This is a genomic window from Marinobacter sp. V032 (genome assembly GCF_052645435.1).
Window position 1 is genome coordinate 1 of sequence record NZ_JBQXYE010000014.1, and the last position, 434, is coordinate 434.

Here is a 434-nt window from a genome sequence, read left to right on the forward strand (position 1 = left end):
CGCTAATTTTTTCTTACGATCGCAGGAGCCGGATTTTTCCAACTCTGGGTGGGCCTGATACGTGATTAGGGCAGACTGTAGTTGCCCCCAGCTAAACACAGAATTCGAATGTTCGCTTTGCGACCAGGTTGGCCAGCAGAGAACAATCTTTTGAGCCATACTTAAAGGCCCTTACCCTCCGAAGAGGGCCACGTCATGACGTTTCCTACCAGCAAAGTTCCCTGGAACAAAGGGAAGCTCGTCGGCCAGAAGCTGCCGCTCAAACTCGAACAAATATGGGCTATCCGTATTCGGTTAGAGATAGCAAAGAACATCCGCGAGCTGGCGATGTTCAACATGGCAATTGACTGCAAACTCCGATCCTGCGATCTGGTAAAGCTATTGGTTCGAGATATTTCCAGAAACGGTGAGGTTCTGGACCGGGCGCAAGTCAT

General features: G+C 50.2%; 1 pseudogene. It reads left to right on the plus strand.

The annotated features are described in order from the left end of the window. Positions 1 to 195 precede the first annotated feature (195 nt). Positions 196 to 434: pseudogene (locus ACUN9X_RS18840) on the plus strand (integrase); the annotation flags it as partial.